Below are 20,674 nucleotides of genomic sequence, written 5' to 3'. Positions count from 1 at the left end.
TCGCTCAGTGATTGTCCCGCGGCGGGCTGACCCGCGCCACGTCGCGATATCTCGTCGCCGGCGCCAGGGTCATGCCGCGGTCCAGCGGCTCGACCATCGAGCGCTGAATCTCCTGCCAGGGCGTCTGATGGTCCGGGTAGCGATAGCCACCTTCGGCCGCCAGGCGCTCGCGGCGCGCGGCCAGCTCGGCGTCGTCGACCATCAGCGTCACCTCGCAGCGGGTGAGATCCACCCGCAGCCGGTCGCCGCTCTGAAGCAGCGCCAGCGGCCCGCCGGTGGCGGCCTCCGGCGAGGCGTTGAGGATCGACGGCGAGCCCGAGGTCCCCGACTGGCGCCCGTCCCCCAGGCACGGCAGCGACTCGATGCCGGCGCGGATCAGCGCCTCCGGCGGCTGCATGTTGACCACCTCGGCGCCGCCGGGATGACCCACCGGGCCGGCGCCGCGCATCACCAGGATGGTGCGTTCGTCGATGCCGAGCGCCGGGTCATCGATGCGGGCGTGGTAGTCCTCGGAGCCGTCGAACACCACCACCCTGCCTTCGAAGGCGTTGGGGTCCTCGGGGTCCTCGAGGAAGCGCTGGCGGAAGTCCGCGGCGATCACGCTGGTCTTCATCAGCGCCGAGTCGAACAGGTTGCCCTTGAGGTTGAGGAACCCCGCGTGCTCGACCAGCGGATTGGCGTAGCGGCGGATCACCTCGTCGTCGGCGGTCTCGCGCCCGGCCAGGTTCTCGGCCAGAGAGCGGCCGTTGACGGTCGGTACCTCGCCGTGGAGCCGGCCGGCGCTCAGCAGCTCAAACATCACCGCCGGCACGCCGCCGGCGCGATGGAACTCCTCGCCGAGATACGCCCCGGCCGGCATCACGTTGGCCAGCAGCGGCACCTCGTGGCCGAGGCGCTGCCAGTCGTCGTTGTCGAACTCGACCCCGGCGTGGCGGGCGATGGCATTGATATGGATCGGCGCATTGGAGGAACCGCCCAGCGCCGAGCAGGTGACCACCGCGTTCTCGAACGCCTCGCGGGTCAGGACGTCGCTCGGCCGCAGGTCGTCCCAGACCATGTCGACGATGCGCTCGCCGGTCTGGTAGGCCACCGCGCCACGCTCCTTGTAGGGGCCGGGGATCATCGCCGAGCCGGGCAGGCTCATGCCCAGCGCCTCGGCCAGCGAGTTCATGGTCGAGGCGGTGCCCATGGTGTTGCAGTGGCCCACCGAGGGCGCGGAATCGGCAATCCTGGAGAGGAACTCGGGATAGTCGATGTCGCCGGCGGCCAGGCGCTTGCGCATCTCCCACACCACGGTGCCGGAGCCGACGCGCTCGGCGCCGCGCCAGCCGTTGAGCATCGGCCCGCCGGACAGCACGATGGCCGGGATGTTGACCGTGGCCGCGGCCATCAGGCTGGCCGGGGTGGTCTTGTCGCAGCCGGTGGTCAGCACCACGCCGTCCAGCGGATAGCCGTGCAGCACCTCGACCAGGCCCAGGTAGGCCAGGTTGCGATCCAGCGCCGCGGTGGGGCGGCGCACGTTCTCGTGGATCGGATGCAGCGGGAACTCGAAGGGCACCCCGCCGGCGGCGCGGATGCCGTCCTTGACCCGCTTCACCAGCTCGATGTGGTGGCGGTTGCAGGGCGTGAGGTCCGAACCCGACTGGCAGATGCCGATGATCGGCTTGCCGCTGGTCAGCTCCTCCAGGGTGATGCCCTGGTTCATGTAGCGTTCCAGGCACAGCGCGGTGGTGCCGGGATGATCCGGATTGTCGAACCAGTCGCGCGAGCGCAGCCGGTCGGGGGTGATCTTGTGACCAAGGTCGTTCATGACACTATCTCGTCAATAGAGGAGAGCGGTTGCTGAAGAGGCATGACGCGCCGCCGCGGATGGCAGGCGGCGCGAAACAGGCTTATTCGTATGCCATCTCCTCCAGCTCCTTGCCATTGGTCTCCCTGACGAACTTCACCACGAACAGGATGGACAGCGCCGCACACAGCGCATAGAAGCCGTAGGCGCCGGCCAGGCCGACGGAGGCCAGGAGGATCGGGAAGGTCATCGTGATACCGAAGTTCGCGATCCACTGGCAGAGCCCCGAGATGGCGAGGCCGGAACCGCGCATCTGGTTGGGGAACATCTCGCCCAGCATGACCCACATGACTGGCCCCCAGGAGACGTTGAAGAACAGCACATAGGCGTTGGCAGACAGCAGCGCCATCGTGCCCATGTGATCCGACATCTCGAGACCACCGTCGACCATGTCGGCGCTGGCGAAGGCATACGCCATCATCGACAGCGTCAGGGCCATGCCGACCGAGCCACCCCACAGCAGCGGCTTGCGGCCGATCTTGTCGATCAGGGCAATGGCCACCAGACAGGCTCCGATGCTGACCGCGCCGCTGATCACGTTGATCAGCAGGGCATCGCTTTCCGAGAAGCCGACCGACTGCCACAGCACGGCGCCGTAATAGAACACCACGTTGATACCGACCAGCTGCTGGAAGACCGCCAGCCCGACGCCGACCCACATGAGGTTGCGCACCTTGCCGCTGACGGGGTCGAGCACGTCGCGCAGGCTCGGCTTGCGATCGCGCTCCAGCGAGGCCTCGATATTGGCCAGCTTGGTGGTGACCCGATCGCTGGCGGACACCAGGCTCAGCACGCGCTCGGCACGCGCCGTCTTGCCCACGCTCACCAGGTAGCGCGGGCTCTCGGGGATGAACATCAGGGCCACCAGGAAGACCGCGGCAGGCAGCAGCTCCATCCAGAACATCCAGCGCCAGGCCGCCTGGCCCAGCCACAGTTCGGACACGGAGGAGCCCGCGATGCCGGACAGGAAATAGTTGCTCAGGAAGGAGACGAACAGGCCACCGATGATCGCCACCTGCTGGATCGTCGCCAGACGGCCACGATAGCGCGAAGGCGCGACCTCACTGATATAGGCCGGCGTCATGACGCTGGCCGCCCCCACGGCCATGCCCCCGAGCACGCGATAGATGACGAACTCCAGGGAGCCGTCGGCGACGCCCGATCCCCAGGCGCTCACCAGGAACAAGACCGCCGAGACGATCAGCAGGGTGCGACGTCCATAGCGATCCGCCAGCCGGCCGGCGAAGAAGGCGCCCACGGCGCAGCCCAGCAGCATCGAGGCGACATTGAAGCCGGTGCCGACGCTGTCCGAATTGAAGGATTCCTGAAGACCGTCGACGGTGCCGTTGATCACGCCGCTGTCGAAGCCGAACAGGAAGCCACCGATGGCAGCCACACAGCAGATGATGAAGATGTAAGCCGTACGTTGCGGAGACCTGTCTTGAGGCATGCTACCCCCCTTTCATTATGCGTTATGGTCGGGAATTGACTGGCTACGTGGCGGATGACGTCTCGTCATTGCGTCCTGAATGGTTCAACACCACCCGGCATCCACCCAGTAGTTGTGCGCGGTGCAAGCAGCGCCGTCATCGGAGGCCAGGAACAGCACCATGCTGGCGATATGATGCGGATGGATCCGAACCTTGAGCTTCTGCTCCGCGACGATCTGCTGCTCGTCCTCGGGGCTGTACCAACGCGACTGCCGCGGCGTCTTGACGTTGCCGGGAACCACACAGTTGACGCGGATGTTGTCTCCCCCCAGCTCCTGGGCCATCGCACGCGTCATGCCCTCGATACCCGCCTTGGCGGTTTCGTAGATCGCCAGACTCTCCTGGCCGAGATGCCAGCTGATCGAACCGAGGTTGATCACCGAGCCGCCACCGCGCGTTTTCATGCCCGGCGCCGCGGCCTGGATGGCGAACATCACGTGGCGCAGGTTCACTGCGATCCGTTCGTCCCAGTAGCTCGGCGTGATGTCGCTCAGGGAGTGGCGGTCATCGTTGGCGGCGTTGTTGACCAGGACGTCGACGGTCCCGATCCGCTGGAAGACCGCCGACAGCGCCTCGAGGTCGGTCAGGTCGCAGCGATGAAAGGTCGGCTTGCCGCCCAGCCGGTCCACCAGCGCGAGCGACTCGTCCTCGGCCACGTCGATGAAGTGCACCTCGCTCTGCTGGTTGACGAAGGCCTCGACCAGTGCCGCTCCGATGCCGGAGCCGCCGCCGGTGATCACCACGCGCTTGTCGGTGAGGCTGGGATAGATAGCCGAATTCATGCGGAACCTCTCTCTGCTGTGCCCTGTGCCGGTGTCGATCCGAGATGACAGGGCGGGATACCCGAGGTCGAAGGCAGCAGGACGCTCGTCAAAAAGCGCCCGCCTTTAGTTAAGACCTCTTACTAAGCGGCAAGTATTCCGCTTCCCCCAGGCCGTTTGCCATGAGACAAAGGTCTACTCCCGGCGACGGAGCGCTCCGGGACAGGACCCGAACCTCTATCTTGGTTTCGGTACCAAACCAAGCAGCGGCCCCGGAACGCGCACCGCCATGACATCGCCTCCCCACCGCCCAGATGTCATAATCGGCCTTCACGCCGCCGACAGCCGGCGAAGCCCTGCGTCAACGACGGACGATCCCAAGCCGCACCATGACCATCACCTCCCATCAGCACCAGGCGGGGGACCTTCATTTCCTGAAGCGACTCAACCGCAGCGCCATTCTCGAAATGGTGCGCCGCACCCCCGGCATGACACGCGCCGATATCGCCACGCGAGCACAGCTCACCAAGGCCACCGTGGGGGGAGGCGTTCAGACGCTGTTGAAGCAGGGATGGCTCGTCGAAGGGGAGCTGCTCAAGAGCAGCGGCGGCCGACCGGGCCGGGCGCTGCACCTCAACGATCAGCGCCATGTGCTGCTCGGCGCCGAGGTCAGCGTCCACGGCCTGCAGGTCATCGCCTGCACCCTGTCGGGCAAGACGCTGCACCAGCGCCACATCCGCATGGCGCCGGACGCTCCCGACACCACCGCCGAGGCGCTCGCCGAGCTCATTCGCGAGGTGATCGACCATCCCGAACTGAACGAACGTCAGCTGCTGGGTCTCGGCGTCGCCCTTCCCGGCCCCATCGCCCCCGACCGCCCGCTGCTGCATCTGGCGCCCAATCTCGGCTGGCGCGACGTGAGGTTCCTCGATCTGCTGCGGACGAAGCTGCCGGCCCTGGGCGGCCGCTGGCTGCTGGACAACGAGGCCAAGGCGGCCGCCTTCGGCGAGCTGTACTTCCGCACCGACAAGATTCCGGAGTCGCTGCTCTACGTCAGCGCCGGGACCGGGATCGGCAGCGGCATCGTCGGCGGCGGCCACTGGCCGCTGGTCACCCGCGGCACGCACGGCCTGGCCGGGGAGATAGGGCATACCGTCCTGCAGCCCGGCGGACTCTATTGCCACTGCGGCAACCGCGGCTGCGCCGAGACCCTCGTCAGCGGCTGGGCACTGCGCGCGGCCCTGGGGGTCGGCGAGGAGGAAGACCTGGTCGACACCCTGCTGCACCGCCAGCGGGAGCCGGAGGTCGGCCTGGCCCTGAAACGTGCCGGCGAGGCGCTGGGCACCCTGCTGCTCAACCTGCACCACACCCTTGACCCCGCCGAAATCGTGCTTGGCGGCTCCCTGACGCGACTCGGCACGCCGCTGCTGAAACCGGCCCTGGAATACTTCACGGCCAACCAGAACCGCCTGCTCGGCACGACCCAGCAGCGCCCGCTGCGCATCATCGACGACAGCACCTTCACCGCTGCCCGCGGTGCCGCCGCCGAGGTGCTGGCCAACACCATTCACGCCGCCGCCTAGCCCGCAGGGGCTCACGGCCCTCGCGCCGCATTAGACGAAGGTCTCGCTTACAGGGTAAGTAAAAAGATTGAACATACCTCCACTTAGTTCAATTTCATCCCAAAGTCAGCATCACGACGAGAGGAGCTCCCCTATGCCCCTGGAAGGCAAGCAACTGATCGGCCAACAGGCCGTGCTCAGCGACGGCAAGGCGATCCACGCCGTCGATCCCGCCACCGGCGAGACCCTGTCCCCGGGCTATCCCGCCGGCGGCCAGGCCGAGGTGGAACAGGCCTGCGCGCTGGCCCGGGCCGCCTTCGACGCCTATCGCGAGACCGGCCTCGAGGCCCGCGCCGCCTTCCTCGAGACCGTGGCCGAGGAGATCGAGGCCATCGGCGATGAGCTCATCGTGCGGGCCATGGCCGAGTCCGGCCTGCCCCGCGCCCGCCTCGAGGGCGAGCGCGGCCGCACCTGCGGCCAGCTGCGCCTGTTCGCCTCCGTGGTGCGTGCCGGCGAGTGGCTCGACGTGCGCCTCGATCCGGCGCTGCCGGAGCGTCAGCCGATGCCGCGCGTCGACCTGCGCCAGCGCCACATCGCCCTGGGCCCGGTGGCCGTGTTCGGCGCCTCCAACTTCCCGCTGGCGTTCTCCGTGGCCGGCGGCGACACCGCCTCCGCGCTGGCCGCCGGCTGCCCGGTGGTGGTCAAGGCCCACGCCGCCCATCCCGGCACCTCCGAGCTGGTCGGCCGCGCAGTGCAGCGCGCCGTGGCCAAGTGCGCGCTGCCCGAGGGCGTGTTCTCGCTGCTCTACGGCTCCGGCCGCGAGCTCGGCCAGGCGCTGGTGCGCGACCCGCGCATCAAGGCGGTGGGCTTCACCGGCTCGCGCAGCGGCGGCACCGCGCTGATGCAGGCCGCCCAGTCGCGCCCCGAGCCGATCCCGGTCTACGCCGAGATGAGCTCGATCAACCCGGTGTTCCTGCTGCCGGAAGCGCTGAACAACCGCGGCCGCGATCTCGGCGAGGCCTTCATCGGCTCGCTGACCATGGGCGCCGGCCAGTTCTGCACCAATCCCGGCCTGGTCATCGCCGTGAAGGGCGAGGCGCTCGACGCCTTCGTGGCGTCCGCCGCCGAGGCGGTGAAGGCTTCCGCGGCCCAGACCATGCTGACCCCGGGCATCCATGACGCCTACGTGCAGGGCGTCGACGGCCTGGTCGCCAGCAGCAAGGCCCGCGAGGTCGCCCGCGGCAACGCCGGCGAGGGCCCCAACGCCTGCCAGACCGGGCTGTTCGTGGCCGCCGCCGAGGACTTCATGGGCGACGAGGCGCTGCAGGCCGAGGTCTTCGGCGCCACCTCGCTGGTGGTCGAGTGCGCCGACCTCGACGAGGTCAAGCGCGTGGCCGAGTCCCTGGAAGGCCAGCTCACCGCCACCCTGCAGATGGACGACGCCGACCTGGACGCCGCCCGTGCGCTGCTGCCGACGCTCGAGCGCCGCGCCGGCCGGGTGATGGCCAACGGCTGGCCGACCGGCGTCGAGGTGTGCCACGCCATGGTCCATGGCGGCCCGTACCCGGCGACCTCGGACTCCCGCACCACCTCGGTGGGCAGCGCAGCGATCCATCGCTTCCTGCGTCCGGTGTGCTACCAGAACCTGCCGCAGGGCCTGCTGCCCGAGGCCCTGCGCGACGGCAATCCGGCCGGCGTCAGCCGCCTGGTCGACGGCCAGCGCGAGGCCTGAGGAGATGCCCATGCCCGATAGCATGACCTTCGCCCTGCCCGAGGATGCCGACCGCGCCCTGCTGGTCGGCCGGGTCTGGCGCGATGCGCCCCACCCGGGCCCGGCCCTGGTCGTCGTCCGCGACGGCCGGGTGGTCGACATCTCGGCGAGCGTCGCCTGCATGGCCGACCTGCTCGAGCGCGACGATGCCGCCGCGCTGGTGGCCACGGCCGAGGGCGAGGACCTCGGCCCGGTCGAGGCGCTGCTGGCGCGCTCGCTGGACGAGACGCCCGAGGCGCCCTACCTGCTCGCGCCCTGCGATGTGCAGGCGATCAAGGCCTGCGGCGTAACCTTCGCGGTCAGCCTGATGGAGCGGGTGATCGAGGAGCAGGCCGGCGGCGATCCGGCCCGCGCCAGCGAGCTGCGCGAGGAGCTCAGGCGGGTGATCGGCGGCGACCTGTCGAAGATCGTGCCCGGCTCCGAGGCGGCCATGGCGCTCAAGGCCGAGCTCCAGGCCCGCGGGGCCTGGTCCCAGTACATGGAGGTCGGCATCGGGCCGGACGCCGAGGTGTTCACCAAGGCCCAGCCGCTGTCGGCGGTGGGCTTCGGCCGCGGCGTGGGCCTGCATCCGGCCTCCGCGTGGAACAACCCGGAGCCGGAGATCGTGCTGGCGGTGGACGCCGCCGGCCGGGCCCGCGGGGCGACGCTCGGCAACGACGTCAACCTGCGCGACGTCGAGGGGCGCAGCGCCCTGCTGCTGGGCAAGGCCAAGGACAACAACGCGTCCTGCGCCATCGGCCCCTTCATCCGCCTGTTCGACGACGGCTTCACCCTGGACACGGTGCGCGAGGCCACGGTGTCGCTGCGCATCGAGGGCGCCGACGACGACTTCGTGCTGGACGATTCGAGCGACATGCGCCAGATCAGTCGCGATCCGCTCGACCTGGTGGGCCAGACCCTCGGCGCGCATCACCAGTATCCGGACGGCTTCATGCTGTTCCTGGGCACCATGTTCTCGCCGATCCAGGACCGCGACGGCGAGGGCCAGGGCTTCACCCACCACCTGGGCGACGTGGTGACCATCGCCACGCCCTCGCTGGGCGCCCTGGTCAACCGCGTCGACCGGTCGGACCGGCTGCCGCCCTGGACCTACGGCATCCGCCAGTGGATGGCGGATATGGCCTAGCGCCGGTAAGCGAACCGCCGACGTGAAAGAAGGGGCGGCCCATGCGGGCCGCCCCTTTTGCCCTGCGTTCGACCGCCGGCGCCAGGCCTCGTATCATCGTGGCTCATCCCGCATTGCCCAGGAGGCCCCATGGCATCCCTTCAGGACCAGCTGCGTGGCCTGGTCTACTCCACCGAACACGGCGACACCTGCCCCGAGTGCCGCCAGCCCGTCGACGACTGCCGCTGCGCCGAGCTGGCCGAGGACGCGCGCCTGGCGAGCCTGGACGGCATCGTACGGCTGCGCCGCGAGACCAAGGGCCGCAAGGGCAAGGGCGTGACCCTGGTCGAGGGCGTGCCGCTCAAGGCCGACGAACTCAAGTCCCTGGCCAAGGAGCTCAAGAAGCGCTGCGGCACCGGCGGCGCCCTGAAGGACGGCGTGATCGAGATCCAGGGCGACCAGCGCGACGTGCTCAAGGGCGAACTGGAAAAGAAAGGGTTCAAGGTCAAGCTGGCCGGCGGTTGAAGCCTTCGAGCCCCTCGACCAGCGCGGTCAGCCCGGCCTCGGCGCCGGCGGCCACCTTGAGCGTGTAGAGGTCGTCGGCGCGGGTCCGCCCGAGATTGAGGCAGGCCAGCGGCTTGCCGGCTCGGGCGGCTTCCCTGGCGAAGCGAAAGCCTGAATAGACCATCAGCGATGAGCCCACGACCAGCAGCCCGCCGGCCTCCTCCAGCAGCGCGAAGGCGTCGTCGACCCGGCTGCGCGGCACGCTATCGCCAAAGAACACCACGTCGGGCTTCCAGATGCCGTCGCCGCAGCGGGTGCAACTCGGCACCCGGAAGTCGGTGAAATCCGCCTCCAGATCGGCGTCGCCGTCAGGGCCCGCCCGGGCGCCGGTATCGAGCCAGTCGGGATTGCGGCTGGCCAGCTCGGCGTGCAGGTCGTGACGCATGCGCATCGCCCCGCAGCCCATGCAGCGCACCAGATCGGCGCGTCCGTGCAGCTCGATCACCCGCCGCGACCCGGCGCGGCGATGCAGACCGTCGACGTTCTGGGTGATGAGGCCGGCCACCCGCCCCTCGGCCTCGAGCCGGGCCAGGGCGCGATGCGCCTCGTTGGGTCGCGCGTCCTGCAGGGTGCGAAAGCCGATCAGCGCCCGCGCCCAGTAGCGCTGACGCGCCGCCGAACTGCCCATGAACACGCCGTGCTGCATCGGCGGCGAACGCTTCCAGTCGCCGCTGTCGTCGCGGTAATCGGGGATGCCGCTGGCGGTGCTGACGCCGGCCCCGGTCAGCACCGCCAGGCGCGGCGTACGGGCCACGAAGTCCACCAATGCCTCGATGTCGCCGATCTCACTCCTCATTCCTCGCACCTCGCACCTCGCACCTCGCACCTCGCACCTCGCACCTCGCACCTCGCACCTCGCACCTCGCACCTCGCACCTCGCACCTCGCACCAACCGAGCATGGCCGCGGGGGCACATCGTTGTCTACAATGGCCAGGATACCCGACGGGCAAGGACTCCCGATGGCCTGGCTGGAATACCTGATTCCCCTCATCTTTCTGTTTCCCCTGGCGGCGACCGCGGTGATCGTGGTCGGGCTGCGCAACCTGCACGACGCCCGGGTCAGCTCGCCGTTCGACGCCCATCCGCTGCGCGAGCCGGGCCAGTCGCTGCGCGACCGCCTGGACCGCGCCTTCGCCGGCCTGTTCCTCAACGGCGCGCTGGGCCCGATCGTGATCATGGCGCCGATGGTCTACGGCATGGGCCGCATGCTGCTGGCGAACGAGCAGAACTGGCTGGAGTGGACCCTCTACGGCGCGCTCTCCACGCTGCTGGTACTGGTGTTCTGCTTCCGCCTGATCCGCGACTTCCAGCGCATCCGGCGCCTCAAGCTGGGGCTGGCCTGCGAGCTGGCGGTGGGCCAGGAGCTCGAGCGGATGATCCGCCCCGAGTCGCACCCCTACGTGGTGTTCCACGACGTACCCGGCGAGGGCGACACCCTGGACCACGTGGCGGTCACGCCCCAGGGCGTGTTCGCCGTCGAGACCTGGGCGCGTAGCCCGGCGGTGCGCCCTTCCGGCGAGGAAGACAACCGCGTCACGGTCGAGCATGGGCGGCTGCGCTTCCCCGGCTGGATCGAGCGGCGTCCGCTGCGCGACACCCGCCGCGCGGCGCGCTGGCTGGCGGAATGGCTGGAGGGCGAGCTGGGCCGGCCGATGCCGGTGCAGGGCGTGCTGGCCCTGCCGGGCTGGCGAATCGAGAACGCCGAGGCCGCCGACGACCTGCTGGTGGTCAGCGGCGACGCCCTGGCCGACCGCCTGCTCGAGCACCATCTGGACGCACTCGACGACGCCACCCACGAGGCCGTGATCGCCGCGATCCATCGCCGCGCCCCGCACTGAGCGCCGAGCGACGCACTCCGGCTAACCGTCGAAGTCGGCGATCCGAACTCGCGTCGCACAGCGCCCGCGGCCGAGTCGCACCAGGCTATCGGCGGCCGGAAAACGTTCCAGGGCCTCGGCGTCGATGCCGATACGCACCTCGGTCAGCAGCCGGTTGCCGCGCCCGCGGCACTCCAGCCGCAGCGCCCGCCCGGTGTCCTCGCCGAAGGCCGCCTCGAAGGCCCCGATCAGGGCGTTGCGCCCCACCACGCCGCCGCGATGCAGCGCCACGAAGTCGCCGAAGGCGCTGTCGTTGACCGCCTCGAGCAGTTCGAGCGAGTTGGAAAACAGCGCCTCGGCGGGCAGCGCCAGGCAGGCCGCGTGCTTGGCGTACTGGTAGCGATCCAGGCAGCTCGCGCGCCCCGGCATGGCCCGGTCCAACCGCTCGCCCAAGGCCTCGGGCAATGCCAGCGGCGCATGGGCGCGGCAGAAGCCGCCGTCCGGCCGCGGCGTCTCGAGGAAGCAGCCTTTCCGCCACCAGTCGCGGCGCGTCACGCCGCGCTCGCGGAGCTCATCCGGCAGCGAGGCCCAGAGCCCGTGCAGCACGAAGCCGTCGTCGGCCCCGCGTCGCAGCCGCGCCTCGCGGCACTCCCGCGGCGGCCGCGAACGGCTGGCGCAGAAGCCGGGGTGCCAGGTCAGCGCCAGGGTGTAGTGATCGACGCCGGGCACCGCCAGCGCCGTGTCGTCGGCGACGGCCGGGGTGGTGGCAATGCCGGCGCCGAAGACGAGCAGGCCCCATAGCAGCGCCGCCGGCCCCAGCCGGCGGCGCGCTCGTCGCGCCCATGTCAGGCGACTCAATGGCAGTGCCCGCCGCCCTGGCGACGGCCCCACAGGAAGGCGCCCACCGCCAGCGGAATGGCGATCACGTTGAGCAGGGTGATGTAGTTCCAGCCGAACACATCGCGGCCCAGGCTGACGTCGCGCGGCCCCTCGGGCAGCCAGCCCAGGGCGGCGAAGCCGACGTCCAGGCACAGCGCGGTGACGATGGCGCCGAGGAAGAACACCAGCGCCATCCAGCCGGCCGCCTTCCAGCCGTAGTAGCGGCGATAGACCGACAGCATCGGCAGGGTGATCAGGTCGGAGAGGATGAAGGCGATCACCCCGCCGAACGAGATGCCGCCCTTCCACAACACCGCGGCGAGCACGATGTTGCCCACCGAGCAGACGAAGGCCAGCACGGCGATGAGGCTGCCCGCCACGGCGTTCCACAGCAGCACGCCGAAGCCCGGGTCGCTGCCCTCGTTGAGGAACAGCGCCTGCCAGGCCGACTGCGGCACCAGCACCGAGAGCACCGCCGCCACGGTCACGCCGATCAGGATGTCCTTGCCGACCATGGTCACGTCCATATGGAAGTGCGAGGCCGCGGTACGCAGTTTGCGGCGGGTGCCGCTCTCGGCCTGACCGTCGTGGTCGTGGTCGTGGTCGTGGTCGTGGTCGTGGTCGTGGTCGTGGTCGTGGTCGTGGTCGTGGTCGCCATGATCGTGATGCTCATGGCCGCCGCCGCTCTCGCGACCGGCGTTTTCCCGCGCGGCATCGATCACCGCCTGCGGCACCAGCAGCCTGACCAGACCCGCCATCACCAGGATGAAGATCAGCCCGCCGATCAGCTCGCCGAGCACGAAGGCCAGGCCCATCAGCGAGAACAGCACGATCAGGATCTCGAACACCAGGTTGGTGCTGGCGACCATGAAGGCCATGGCGTTGGCCCAGGCCGCGCCCTTCATGATCAGGGTGCGCGCCATGCTCGCCGCGGCGTAGGAGCAGCTCGACGACAGTGCCCCGACGCCGGTGGCCAGCGACAGCGAGGCGGGAGTCACCCGCCCCAGCTTGTCGCCGACCAGCGAGGCCGGCACCCAGGCGCGAATCAGCCCCGAGAGCAGGAAGCCCAGCGCCAGCCCCCAGAAGATTTCCCAGACCATCCCGGCCCAGGACGAGATCAGTTCGACGATCATCGTGCCTCCTTCCACTCCGTGGCTTCGAGCGTATCAGCATAAACCCCGGGGCAACCCAAGGCTCAAGCGTCCCGGCGCCGATAATGCTTGCCAGGATCGCGAAGGCGGATAATAATTCGCCGCCTTCGCAGGAGATGCCTTTTTCATCGCCATGAAACTCATCACGTTCGACGTTTTTCGCACCCTGGGCATTCCCGGCGTGCGCTATATCAAGCCGGAACGCATGTACGATCACCTGGAGGAGATTCGCCAGGCGGACTGGCTGCTGTTTCCCGAGTACTGGCAGGTCAACGCCCTGGTCTACGGCCTCGGCGCGCGCATCTTTCCGAGCCTCGCCAGCTACCATCTGGGCCACGACAAGGTCCAGCAGACCCGCGCCTTCCTGGCGCTGTGCCCCGAGCACGTGCCGCCTACCGAGATCCGCGGCACCTCCCGCGCCGCCCTGGATCGGGTCGAGGCGCGCTTCGGCTATCCCTTCATCGCCAAGCGCATCAAGAGCGCCATGGGCGAGGGCGTGCGGCTGATCGAATCGCGCCAGGCGCTGCACGACCACGTCGCCGAGGAGCCGGTGCTGTATGCCCAGGCGCGGCTGCCCATCGACCGCGACCTGCGCATCGTGCTGGTCGGCGGCGAGGTGATCGCCGCCTACTGGCGGGTCACGCCGCTGGACGGCTATCGCGCCAACGTCAGCCAGGGCGGGCGCATCGACCACGCGGCGATTCCCGAGGCGGCCATCGCTCTGGCCCGTCGCCTGGCCCGCGAGCTCGACATCGACCACGCCGGCTTCGACATCGCCATGGTCGACGGGCATCCCTACGTGTTCGAGTTCAACCGCCTGTTCGGCAACCAGGGCATCGCCGACAGCAGCCGGCGCATCGGCGACGCCATCCGCCGCGTCATCGGCCTGGACGACGACGATCGCGATCCTGACGGGGAGCCGCCGCTGCAGCTCACCGCCTAGTCGGCGACGAGCAGGCGCCGCTCAGTCGCCCCTGAGCCGCCCGCCCATCTCCTGAGCCAGATCCACCGCGTAGTGGTCGGTCATGCCGCCGATGAAGTCGAGCATGCGCCGGTAGCTGTCGTAGAGCGACCAGGAGGGGCGCGGGGTGTTCTCGCCGATCAGCGCCAGCACCCGCTGGTGCTTGAAGGTCGATGAGCCGGTGTGGTGCAGCTCGTGGGCGGCGCCGATGAAGGCCTCCAGCAGAATCCCCAGGGTCGTATACGCGCCGATCTCCAGCTTGGCCTTGCGCTCGTTGCGGAAGATGCGCTCCCGGGCCAGCTGCTTGGCCGTCTTCACGCCCCAGTCCAGGTCCGGGTGACACATCTCCAGCAGGTCGTGGCGCAGCCGGCCGCCGAGCAGCTCGCCCTCGTGCTGGACGAACGCCCCGGCCACCTCGGTCACTGCGCGCTCCATGGCCGCGCCGCGCAGCGCGGCGATCCGCCGCCGCTGGGAGACGCCCTGCTCGCGCATGGCCGCGAAGTCGCCGGGCTCACCGCCGGCGATCTGGGTCAGGATGCCGGCCACCTCGTCGAAGCCGAGGATGCCCATCTCCAGGCCGTCCTCCAGGTCGAGCAGCGCGTAGCAGATATCGTCGGCGGCCTCGACCAGCCAGGCCAGCGGATGCCGGCTCCAGCGATTCTCGCCCTGGGGCAGCAACCCCAGCCGCTCGGCCACCTCATCCAGCAGATGCGCCTCGCTCTGGTAGCAGCCGAACTTGCCGGCGGCTCCGCCGTGCTCGACGGTCCAGGGGTACTTGAGCAGGGTGCCCAGCGTCGCCGCGGTCAGGCGCATGCCGCCGCGGAACTGGTTGTATTCGATCTGGGTGACGATGCGGAAGCCCTGGGCATTGCCCTCGTAGGTCAGCAGGTCCGCGCGTTCGGCGTCGGACAGCCCCTCCAGCAGGCCGCTGCCGTCGCTCTCGGCGCGCTTGAACCAGTCGCGGATGGCGTACTCGCCGGCGTGGCCGAAGGGCGGATTGCCGATGTCATGGCCCAGGCAGGCGGCCTGGACGATCACGCCGAGATCGGCCGGGGTGATGTCCTCGGGCAGCCGGTGACGCAGCCCCTCGCCGACGCTCATGCCCAGCGAGCGGCCGACGCAGCCGACCTCCAGCGAGTGGGTCAACCGGGTGTGGATATGATCGTTGTCGGTCAGCGGGTGCACCTGGGTCTTGCGCCCCAGGCGGCGGAAGGAGCCGGCGAAGACGATGCGGTCGTGGTCCTTGTGGAAGGGGCTGCGGCCGATCTCGTCGCGGGACGTGCCGCGCCGGTCGTGGAGTCGGGCCGGATCGAGCAGCCGCTCCCAGGTCATCTGCGTCATGGGCGTTCCTCCTTGAGGCCCCCATTCTGGCACCCGGAGGCGAGACGCCCAAGCCGCCGACGCGGCTTGGCGTTTTCCGTCAGCCCAGCCGGCGCTTGACCAGCAGCGCGTAGATCAGCCCGGCGCACAGCAGGGTCGCGGCGAAGGCATAGATGCCGATCGAGATCCCGCTGCTCCACAGGATGCTCCAGTCGCCACCGGTGATCGATAGCGCCCGCCGCAGATTGAACTCCATCTGCCCGCCCAGCAGCAGCCCGAGCACCACCGGCACGGTGGGGATCTCGAGCTTGCGCAGCACGTAGCCGAGTACGCCGAAGGCCAGCATCATGTAGAGATCGAAGGGGCTGTTGTTGAGCGAGTAGATGCCGACGAAGGCCACCAGCACCACCATCGGCATCAGGAACCAGGACGGCGCCTGCAGTACCTTGGCGAACAGCCCCACCAGCGGGATGTTGAGCACCAGCAGCATCACGTTGCCGATGAACAGCGCCGCCACCAGCCCCCAGACCATGTCCGGCTGTTGCTCGAACAGCAGCGGCCCGGGCGTGATGTTCATCGACAGCAGCAGCGCCAGCAGGATCGCAGTGGTGCCGCTGCCCGGAATGCCCAGCGACAGCATCGGGATCAGCGCCCCGCCGGCGGCGGCGTTGTTGCCCGCCTCCGGGGCCGCCACGCCGCGGGGATCGCCGCGGCCGAAGTCACCCTCGGCGCCCCAGCGGCGCTTCTCCAGCGAATAGGACAAGAAGCTGCCGAGCGAGGCGCCGGCACCCGGCAGCACCCCGGCGATGAAGCCGATCAACGAGCCGCGACCGATGGACGACGCGCAGTCCAGCGAGCGCCGCATGCCCGGCGCGGCCGAGCCGAGTCGCACGGGCGCGGCGTCCTGGCGCTGATCGCGCTCGAGGAACAGCAGGCACTCGGAAATGGCGAACAGCCCGATCAGCGCCACCAGATAGTCGATGCCGTCGTAGAGCTCGTACCAGCCGAAGGTGTAGCGCGCCACGCTGCTGACCGGGTCGATGCCCACCGTGCCCAGCAACAGCCCCAGGCAGGCGGCGATGAAGCTCTTGGTGAAGCTGCCGGACGTCACCCCACCGATGGTGGCGAAGGCCAGCATGAACAGCGCGAAGTACTCGGCCGGCCCGAAGCGGATCGCCACCTTCACCAGCAGCGGCGCGAACAGCGTCAGGCCGATGGTGGCGATGGTCGCCCCGGCGAAGGAGGCCACCGCGGACAGCCCCAGCGCCTCGCCGCCGCGGCCGGCGCGCGCCATCGGATAGCCGTCGAGGGTGGTCATCATCGCCGGCTCGTCGCCGGGAATATTGAGCACGATGGAGCTGATGCGGCCGCCGTACATGCAGCCGTAATAGACGCTGACCAGCAGGATCAGCGCCGCGGTGGGCGCCAGCCCGAAGTTGAACGCCAGCGGGATCATCAGCGCCACGCCGTTGACCGGGCCGAGGCCAGGCAGGGCCCCGACCAGGGTGCCGACGGTGCAGCCGATCAGCGCCAGCAGCAGATGCTCGGGCTGCAGCGCCACCGCGAACCCGTGCACGAGGAAATCGAGAATATCCATGACGTATCGCTACCCACTCCAGCCGGGCGTGTCGGGCAGCGGAATGCCCAGGGCGAATTCGAACAGCAGGTACAGCGACAGCCCGAGCAGCGCGCCGTATGGCAGGGCCTGACGCCATCGGGCGCCGAACAGGCGCATCAGCAGCACCGTGGCCACCAGCGTCGCGGGCACGAAGCCCAGCGGCTCGAGCACGACGGCATAGCAGCCCAGCAGCAGTAGCATGCCAAGCTGGCGCACCAGCGCCGCCTTCTCCGGCCAGCGCTGATTGATGCCGGGGCGTGCGATCAGGTACAGCGACAGCACGCCCAGCGGCACGCTGACCAGCCGGGGAAAGACCCCCGGCCCCACCGGCTGCATGAAGCCGGTGACGAAGGTATGGGAATGCCACCATGCCCCCAGCGCCAGCAGCGCCAGCACCGCCCCGGCGATGCGATCGCCCAGGGCGGCATGGTGGATCGGCGACGCTTCGCTCACTGGATGACCCCGATCTCGCGGGAAATGGCCTCGACGTTGTCGATCGACTCGCGCACGAAGTCGCTGAACGCGTCGCCGCCGCGCCACAGCGGCACCAGACCGTTCTGCGCCGCGACCTCCTTCCACTCGTCGCTTTCGTAGAGGGTATGCAGGGTGTCGACCATCGACGCGTAGTCCTCGTCCGACACCTCGCCGCCGGTATAGAAGCCGCGCCAGTTGTAGCCGGTCACGTCATAGCCCTGGGAGACGGCCGTCGGCAGCTCGGCGAAGGGCTCGGGCAGCGGCTCGTCGGAGAGCACCGCCAGCACGCGCACGTCGCCGGACTCGATGAAGCCGGCAATCTCGCCCAGGTCGGTGGACACCGCATCCACGTGGCCGCCCATCATCTGGGTCACGGCCGGGCCGCCGCCGTCGAACTGCACCCAGCGCAGCGCGCCGATGCGATCTCCCGGCAGCCCCGCGGCCTTGGCCAGCATCAGCGCGCGGATATGGTCCCAGCCGCCGGCGCCGCTGGAGCCGGACATCACCACCGAGGTGGGGGCCGCGACGATCGCCTCGAGCAGCTGGTCGAGGGTCTGGTAGGGACTGTCGTCGTCGACCAGGATCACGCCCACGTCGGTGCCGAGCATCCCCAGCCAGCGCATGGTGTCGGCGTCGCCCGGGTAGCGGCCCTGGGCGATCTGGGTCATGCCCACGGTGCTGGTGGCCACGATCAGGTTGCTGTCGTCGGCGCGCTTGCCGGCCACGTTGGAGAACGCCACCGCGCCCACGCCGCCCGGCATGTTGGTCACCTGGACGTTACCGTCGACCAGATCCAGCTCATGCAGCAGCTTGCCCACCGAACGGCAGGTGAAGTCCCAGCCGCCGCCGGGATCGGCGGGGGCGATGCATTCGTCGATGGGCAGCGCCTGCGCGGGCAGGCCGGCGGCCAGGCCCAGTCCCAGCAGGCTCGACGCCATCAGACGGCGGGGTGTCACGAAAGTGCTGATCGGCATGTCGTCGCTCCTAGTCCTTGTTGTTGTGATGCTGCTGTCGCGTCGCAGTCGTGCCATGCCCCACGGAGGGGCGCTTCAGATGACGCCCTTGTCGCGCAGCGCGCCGCGCTCGGCGTCTGCCAGGCCCAGCGCGGCGAGGATCTCCTCGGTATGCTCGCCGAGTTCGGGCACCGGATGGTGGATGGCCGCCGGGGCCTCGGACATCTTCACCGGGAAGCCGGTGGTCGGCACCCTGCCATGCACGCCCTGATCGAGCTCCAGCGCCATCTGCTGCTCGCGCACCTGCGGGTCCTCGAACGTCTCGTGCAGGTCGTGGACGCGGCCGCAGGGCACGCCGGCCTCGTTGAAGTGGTCGATCCACTCGGCCACGCTGCGCTGCGCGATCTCGCGATTGAGGATCTCGCGCAGCGCCTCGCGGTTGTTCATGCGCCGGCGGTTGTCGCTGAAGCGCTCGTCGTCCAGCAGTTCCAGCCTGTCCAGGGCGCCGAGGAAGCGCTGGACCATGTTGTCGTTGCTCGGCGCGATGGCGACCTCGCCGTCGCTGGCCTGGAACAGGCCGTAGGGATAGAGCATGGGGTGATCGTTGCCGGTGCGTTTCGGCACCTCGCCGGTGGCGAAGTACTCCGCCGCCAGATAGCCCATCATGCTGATCAGACCGTTGGTCAGCGCGGTCTCGACGATGTCGCCCTGGCCGGTGCGCTCGCGACGCACCAGCGCGGCGCTGATGCCGAAGGCCAGGTTCTGGCTGGCGACCATGTCGCTGATCGGCGGCGCGGCCCGCATGGGCTCGCCGCTCTCGTGGCCGTTCACGCCCATGAAGCCGCTCATCGCCTGGGCGATGAAGTCGTAGGCCGGCCGGTCGCGATACGGGCCGCTGGAGCCGAAGCCGTTGATGCGCCCCACCACCAGGTGCGGGAAACGCTCGCGCAGCACCTCGTCGCTGAAGCCCATCCTGGCCATGACGCCGGGGCGGAAGTTCTCGACCAGCACGTCGGCGTCTTCCAGCAGCCGGCTCAGCACGGCCTTGCCCTCCTCCTGGCGCAGGTCGAGGGTCAGGGAGCGCTTGTTGCGGTTGAACTGGGCGAAGTACCAGCTGAAGCCGTTCACCATGTTGCCCTGGGAGCGCACGATGTCGCCGCGCCCGGGCGGCTCGACCTTGATCACCTCGGCGCCGTGGTCGCCCAGCATCTGAGTGCAGAAGGGCCCGGAGATCACCCGGGTCAGGTCGATGACGCGGATGCCCTGCAGGGAACCCGAAGAAGACGTGGCGGAGTCGAGCATGCTCATCCTCGTGCGGTGGGAACGGCGGAACAGTCGCCGAGCGTCAAGTGCGCCCCGGCCTTGGACACCTGCCCCGGCAGGTCACGGCCCATCAGCCGCGTGGCGACCCGGGCGGCTTCGATCATGCCGGTGAGATCGATGCCGGTGTCGATGCCCATCTCGTCGAGCAGGTAGACCAGATCCTCGCTGGCGATGTTGCCCGAGGCGCCGGGCGCGAAGGGGCAGCCCCCGAGGCCGCCGATGGAGCTCTCGTAGCGGTCCACGCCGAGGGCGAGCCCCTGCATGACGTTGGCCAGGCCGATGCCGCGGGTGTTGTGGAAGTGCAGGGTGGGGACGATCGACGGCGCGGCCTCGCGCAGATGCCGGATGCGCTCGCTGACCAGCGGCGGCGTGGCCATGCCGGTGGTGTCGCCGAGCGAGACGTGGCGCACGCCGATGTCGGCGAAGTGGCGGGCGATCCGCCCCACCGCGCCGACCTCGATGTCACCTTCGAAGGGGCAGCCGAAGCTGGTGGCGATCGCTCCGCGCAGCTCGACGCCGCTGCCTTCGAGCAGCCGCGCGACCTCCTCGAAGCCCTCGAGGGAGGCCGCCACCGAGCGGTTCACGTTCTTGGCGTTATGGGTCTCCGAGGCGGAGACGAACATCACCACGGCATCGACGCCAGCCTCCAGCGCGCGCTCGGCGCCCCGGCGGTTGGGCACCAGGGCAGACAGATGCACGCCGTCGAGCCCGCGCAGTGCGGCGACCAGCTCGCCGGCATCGGCCAGCGCCGGCACCGCCCGGGGGCTGACGAACGACGTGATCTCGAAGGCATTGACGCCCGCCGCCACCAGCGCATGAATCAGCTCGAGCTTCTGGGCCGTGGACAGGATGACGGGCTCGTTCTGCAGGCCGTCCCGCGGCCCCACCTCGGTGACCTGGACGCGTGAAGGCTGGCACTCGAGGCGATCGGCGACGGACATGACGACGGACTCCTTTCCGAAAGACGGCGCGCGAAACGCGCATCGACTCACTATAGGCAGCGCCGGAAAGCGCTCACATTAGCCTTTTGTTGATAAAAGTCGATAACACGCCGGCTTCACGACCGCCGCGTTCG

General features: G+C 69.4%; 18 protein-coding genes. 6 read left to right on the top strand and 12 right to left on the bottom strand.

Annotation, left to right across the window (positions count from 1 at the left end):
• Positions 1-4: 4 nt before the first annotated feature.
• From MYL53_RS14720 to xylB, 3 genes are all read right to left on the bottom strand, one after another.
• Complete coding sequence (locus MYL53_RS14720) at positions 5-1,810, bottom strand: IlvD/Edd family dehydratase (RefSeq protein ID WP_247854699.1); 1,806 nt, start codon at positions 1,808-1,810, stop codon at positions 5-7.
• An 82-nt stretch (positions 1,811-1,892) separates the two neighbouring features.
• Positions 1,893-3,299 carry a sugar porter family MFS transporter gene (locus MYL53_RS14715; RefSeq protein ID WP_247854698.1) on the bottom strand — a complete coding sequence of 469 codons (1,407 nt, stop codon included), beginning with the start codon at positions 3,297-3,299 and terminating at the stop codon, positions 1,893-1,895.
• 84 nt (positions 3,300-3,383) lie between these two features.
• Complete coding sequence (gene xylB, locus MYL53_RS14710) at positions 3,384-4,121, bottom strand: D-xylose 1-dehydrogenase (protein WP_247854697.1); 738 nt, start codon at positions 4,119-4,121, stop codon at positions 3,384-3,386.
• A gap of 368 nt (positions 4,122-4,489) precedes the next feature.
• Between xylB and MYL53_RS14705 the strand changes: the two genes are divergently transcribed.
• From MYL53_RS14705 to MYL53_RS14690, 4 genes are all read left to right on the top strand, one after another.
• Positions 4,490-5,683 (top strand): ROK family protein, encoded by a 1,194-nt coding sequence (locus MYL53_RS14705; RefSeq protein ID WP_247854696.1) that lies wholly within the window; start codon positions 4,490-4,492, stop codon positions 5,681-5,683.
• A 133-nt stretch (positions 5,684-5,816) separates the two neighbouring features.
• Complete coding sequence (locus MYL53_RS14700) at positions 5,817-7,394, top strand: aldehyde dehydrogenase (NADP(+)) (protein ID WP_247854695.1); 1,578 nt, start codon at positions 5,817-5,819, stop codon at positions 7,392-7,394.
• Positions 7,395-7,404: 10 nt separating this feature from the next.
• Positions 7,405-8,559, top strand: coding sequence for a fumarylacetoacetate hydrolase family protein (locus MYL53_RS14695; protein WP_247854694.1), 1,155 nt, complete (start codon positions 7,405-7,407; stop codon positions 8,557-8,559).
• Positions 8,560-8,688: 129 nt separating this feature from the next.
• Complete coding sequence (locus MYL53_RS14690; RefSeq protein WP_247854693.1) at positions 8,689-9,063, top strand: translation initiation factor Sui1; 375 nt, start codon at positions 8,689-8,691, stop codon at positions 9,061-9,063.
• Here MYL53_RS14690 and MYL53_RS14685 read toward each other — a convergent pair.
• Positions 9,044-9,898, bottom strand: coding sequence for an NAD-dependent protein deacetylase (locus tag MYL53_RS14685; RefSeq protein ID WP_247854692.1), 855 nt, complete (start codon positions 9,896-9,898; stop codon positions 9,044-9,046). The genes MYL53_RS14690 and MYL53_RS14685 overlap by 20 nt on opposite strands.
• A gap of 164 nt (positions 9,899-10,062) precedes the next feature.
• On the opposite strand from MYL53_RS14685, the gene MYL53_RS14680 reads away from it, so the two are divergent.
• The gene (locus MYL53_RS14680) at positions 10,063-10,941 is read left to right on the top strand and encodes a nuclease-related domain-containing protein (protein ID WP_247854691.1); all 879 of its coding nucleotides are present in this window, start codon (positions 10,063-10,065) and stop codon (positions 10,939-10,941) included.
• 21 nt (positions 10,942-10,962) lie between these two features.
• On the opposite strand, the gene MYL53_RS14675 is transcribed toward MYL53_RS14680, so the two are convergent.
• Together MYL53_RS14675 and MYL53_RS14670 are read right to left on the bottom strand one after the other, a co-directional pair.
• Positions 10,963-11,778: a ribonuclease T2 family protein gene (locus tag MYL53_RS14675; RefSeq protein WP_247854690.1), complete on the bottom strand. Its 816-nt coding sequence runs from the start codon at positions 11,776-11,778 to the stop codon at positions 10,963-10,965.
• Positions 11,775-12,932, bottom strand: coding sequence for a permease (locus MYL53_RS14670; RefSeq protein ID WP_247854689.1), 1,158 nt, complete (start codon positions 12,930-12,932; stop codon positions 11,775-11,777). Before MYL53_RS14670 ends, MYL53_RS14675 begins: the two co-directional genes overlap by 4 nt.
• Before the next feature lie 151 nt (positions 12,933-13,083).
• Between MYL53_RS14670 and MYL53_RS14665 the strand changes: the two genes are divergently transcribed.
• Positions 13,084-13,893: an ATP-grasp domain-containing protein gene (locus MYL53_RS14665; protein ID WP_247854688.1), complete on the top strand. Its 810-nt coding sequence runs from the start codon at positions 13,084-13,086 to the stop codon at positions 13,891-13,893.
• A gap of 21 nt (positions 13,894-13,914) precedes the next feature.
• On the opposite strand, the gene MYL53_RS14660 is transcribed toward MYL53_RS14665, so the two are convergent.
• The 6 genes from MYL53_RS14660 to MYL53_RS14635 form a co-directional block, all read right to left on the bottom strand.
• Positions 13,915-15,252, bottom strand: coding sequence for a deoxyguanosinetriphosphate triphosphohydrolase (locus tag MYL53_RS14660; RefSeq protein WP_247854687.1), 1,338 nt, complete (start codon positions 15,250-15,252; stop codon positions 13,915-13,917).
• 79 nt (positions 15,253-15,331) lie between these two features.
• Positions 15,332-16,828: a tripartite tricarboxylate transporter permease gene (locus MYL53_RS14655; protein ID WP_247854686.1), complete on the bottom strand. Its 1,497-nt coding sequence runs from the start codon at positions 16,826-16,828 to the stop codon at positions 15,332-15,334.
• Between the two features lie 9 nt (positions 16,829-16,837).
• Positions 16,838-17,302: a tripartite tricarboxylate transporter TctB family protein gene (locus tag MYL53_RS14650; protein WP_247854685.1), complete on the bottom strand. Its 465-nt coding sequence runs from the start codon at positions 17,300-17,302 to the stop codon at positions 16,838-16,840.
• Positions 17,299-18,297: a Bug family tripartite tricarboxylate transporter substrate binding protein gene (locus tag MYL53_RS14645; RefSeq protein ID WP_247854684.1), complete on the bottom strand. Its 999-nt coding sequence runs from the start codon at positions 18,295-18,297 to the stop codon at positions 17,299-17,301. Before MYL53_RS14645 ends, MYL53_RS14650 begins: the two co-directional genes overlap by 4 nt.
• Before the next feature lie 75 nt (positions 18,298-18,372).
• Complete coding sequence (locus tag MYL53_RS14640) at positions 18,373-19,578, bottom strand: CaiB/BaiF CoA transferase family protein (RefSeq protein ID WP_247854683.1); 1,206 nt, start codon at positions 19,576-19,578, stop codon at positions 18,373-18,375.
• A 2-nt stretch (positions 19,579-19,580) separates the two neighbouring features.
• Positions 19,581-20,540 carry a hydroxymethylglutaryl-CoA lyase gene (locus MYL53_RS14635; protein WP_247854682.1) on the bottom strand — a complete coding sequence of 320 codons (960 nt, stop codon included), beginning with the start codon at positions 20,538-20,540 and terminating at the stop codon, positions 19,581-19,583.
• Positions 20,541-20,674: the final 134 nt, after the last annotated feature.

This window comes from Halomonas getboli (assembly GCF_023094245.1).
In the GTDB taxonomy this organism is placed as follows: domain Bacteria; phylum Pseudomonadota; class Gammaproteobacteria; order Pseudomonadales; family Halomonadaceae; genus Halomonas; species Halomonas getboli.
This window is presented reverse-complemented; position numbering and strand designations above follow the sequence as displayed.

Bases quoted from the DNA above. Each gene is read 5' to 3' on its own strand.
- MYL53_RS14690 (WP_247854693.1), top strand. From the start codon at position 8,689: ATGGCATCCCTTCAGGACCAGCTGCGTGGCCTGGTCTACTCCACCGAA.
- MYL53_RS14655 (WP_247854686.1), bottom strand. From the start codon at position 16,828: ATGGATATTCTCGATTTCCTCGTGCACGGGTTCGCGGTGGCGCTGCAG.
- MYL53_RS14705 (WP_247854696.1), top strand. From the start codon at position 4,490: ATGACCATCACCTCCCATCAGCACCAGGCGGGGGACCTTCATTTCCTG.
- MYL53_RS14720 (WP_247854699.1), bottom strand. From the start codon at position 1,810: ATGAACGACCTTGGTCACAAGATCACCCCCGACCGGCTGCGCTCGCGC.
- MYL53_RS14635 (WP_247854682.1), bottom strand. From the start codon at position 20,540: ATGTCCGTCGCCGATCGCCTCGAGTGCCAGCCTTCACGCGTCCAGGTC.
- MYL53_RS14665 (WP_247854688.1), top strand. From the start codon at position 13,084: ATGAAACTCATCACGTTCGACGTTTTTCGCACCCTGGGCATTCCCGGC.
- MYL53_RS14670 (WP_247854689.1), bottom strand. From the start codon at position 12,932: ATGATCGTCGAACTGATCTCGTCCTGGGCCGGGATGGTCTGGGAAATC.
- MYL53_RS14685 (WP_247854692.1), bottom strand. From the start codon at position 9,898: ATGAGGAGTGAGATCGGCGACATCGAGGCATTGGTGGACTTCGTGGCC.
- MYL53_RS14645 (WP_247854684.1), bottom strand. From the start codon at position 18,297: ATGCCGATCAGCACTTTCGTGACACCCCGCCGTCTGATGGCGTCGAGC.
- MYL53_RS14695 (WP_247854694.1), top strand. From the start codon at position 7,405: ATGCCCGATAGCATGACCTTCGCCCTGCCCGAGGATGCCGACCGCGCC.
- MYL53_RS14700 (WP_247854695.1), top strand. From the start codon at position 5,817: ATGCCCCTGGAAGGCAAGCAACTGATCGGCCAACAGGCCGTGCTCAGC.
- xylB (WP_247854697.1), bottom strand. From the start codon at position 4,121: ATGAATTCGGCTATCTATCCCAGCCTCACCGACAAGCGCGTGGTGATC.
- MYL53_RS14715 (WP_247854698.1), bottom strand. From the start codon at position 3,299: ATGCCTCAAGACAGGTCTCCGCAACGTACGGCTTACATCTTCATCATC.
- MYL53_RS14680 (WP_247854691.1), top strand. From the start codon at position 10,063: ATGGCCTGGCTGGAATACCTGATTCCCCTCATCTTTCTGTTTCCCCTG.
- MYL53_RS14660 (WP_247854687.1), bottom strand. From the start codon at position 15,252: ATGACGCAGATGACCTGGGAGCGGCTGCTCGATCCGGCCCGACTCCAC.
- MYL53_RS14640 (WP_247854683.1), bottom strand. From the start codon at position 19,578: ATGCTCGACTCCGCCACGTCTTCTTCGGGTTCCCTGCAGGGCATCCGC.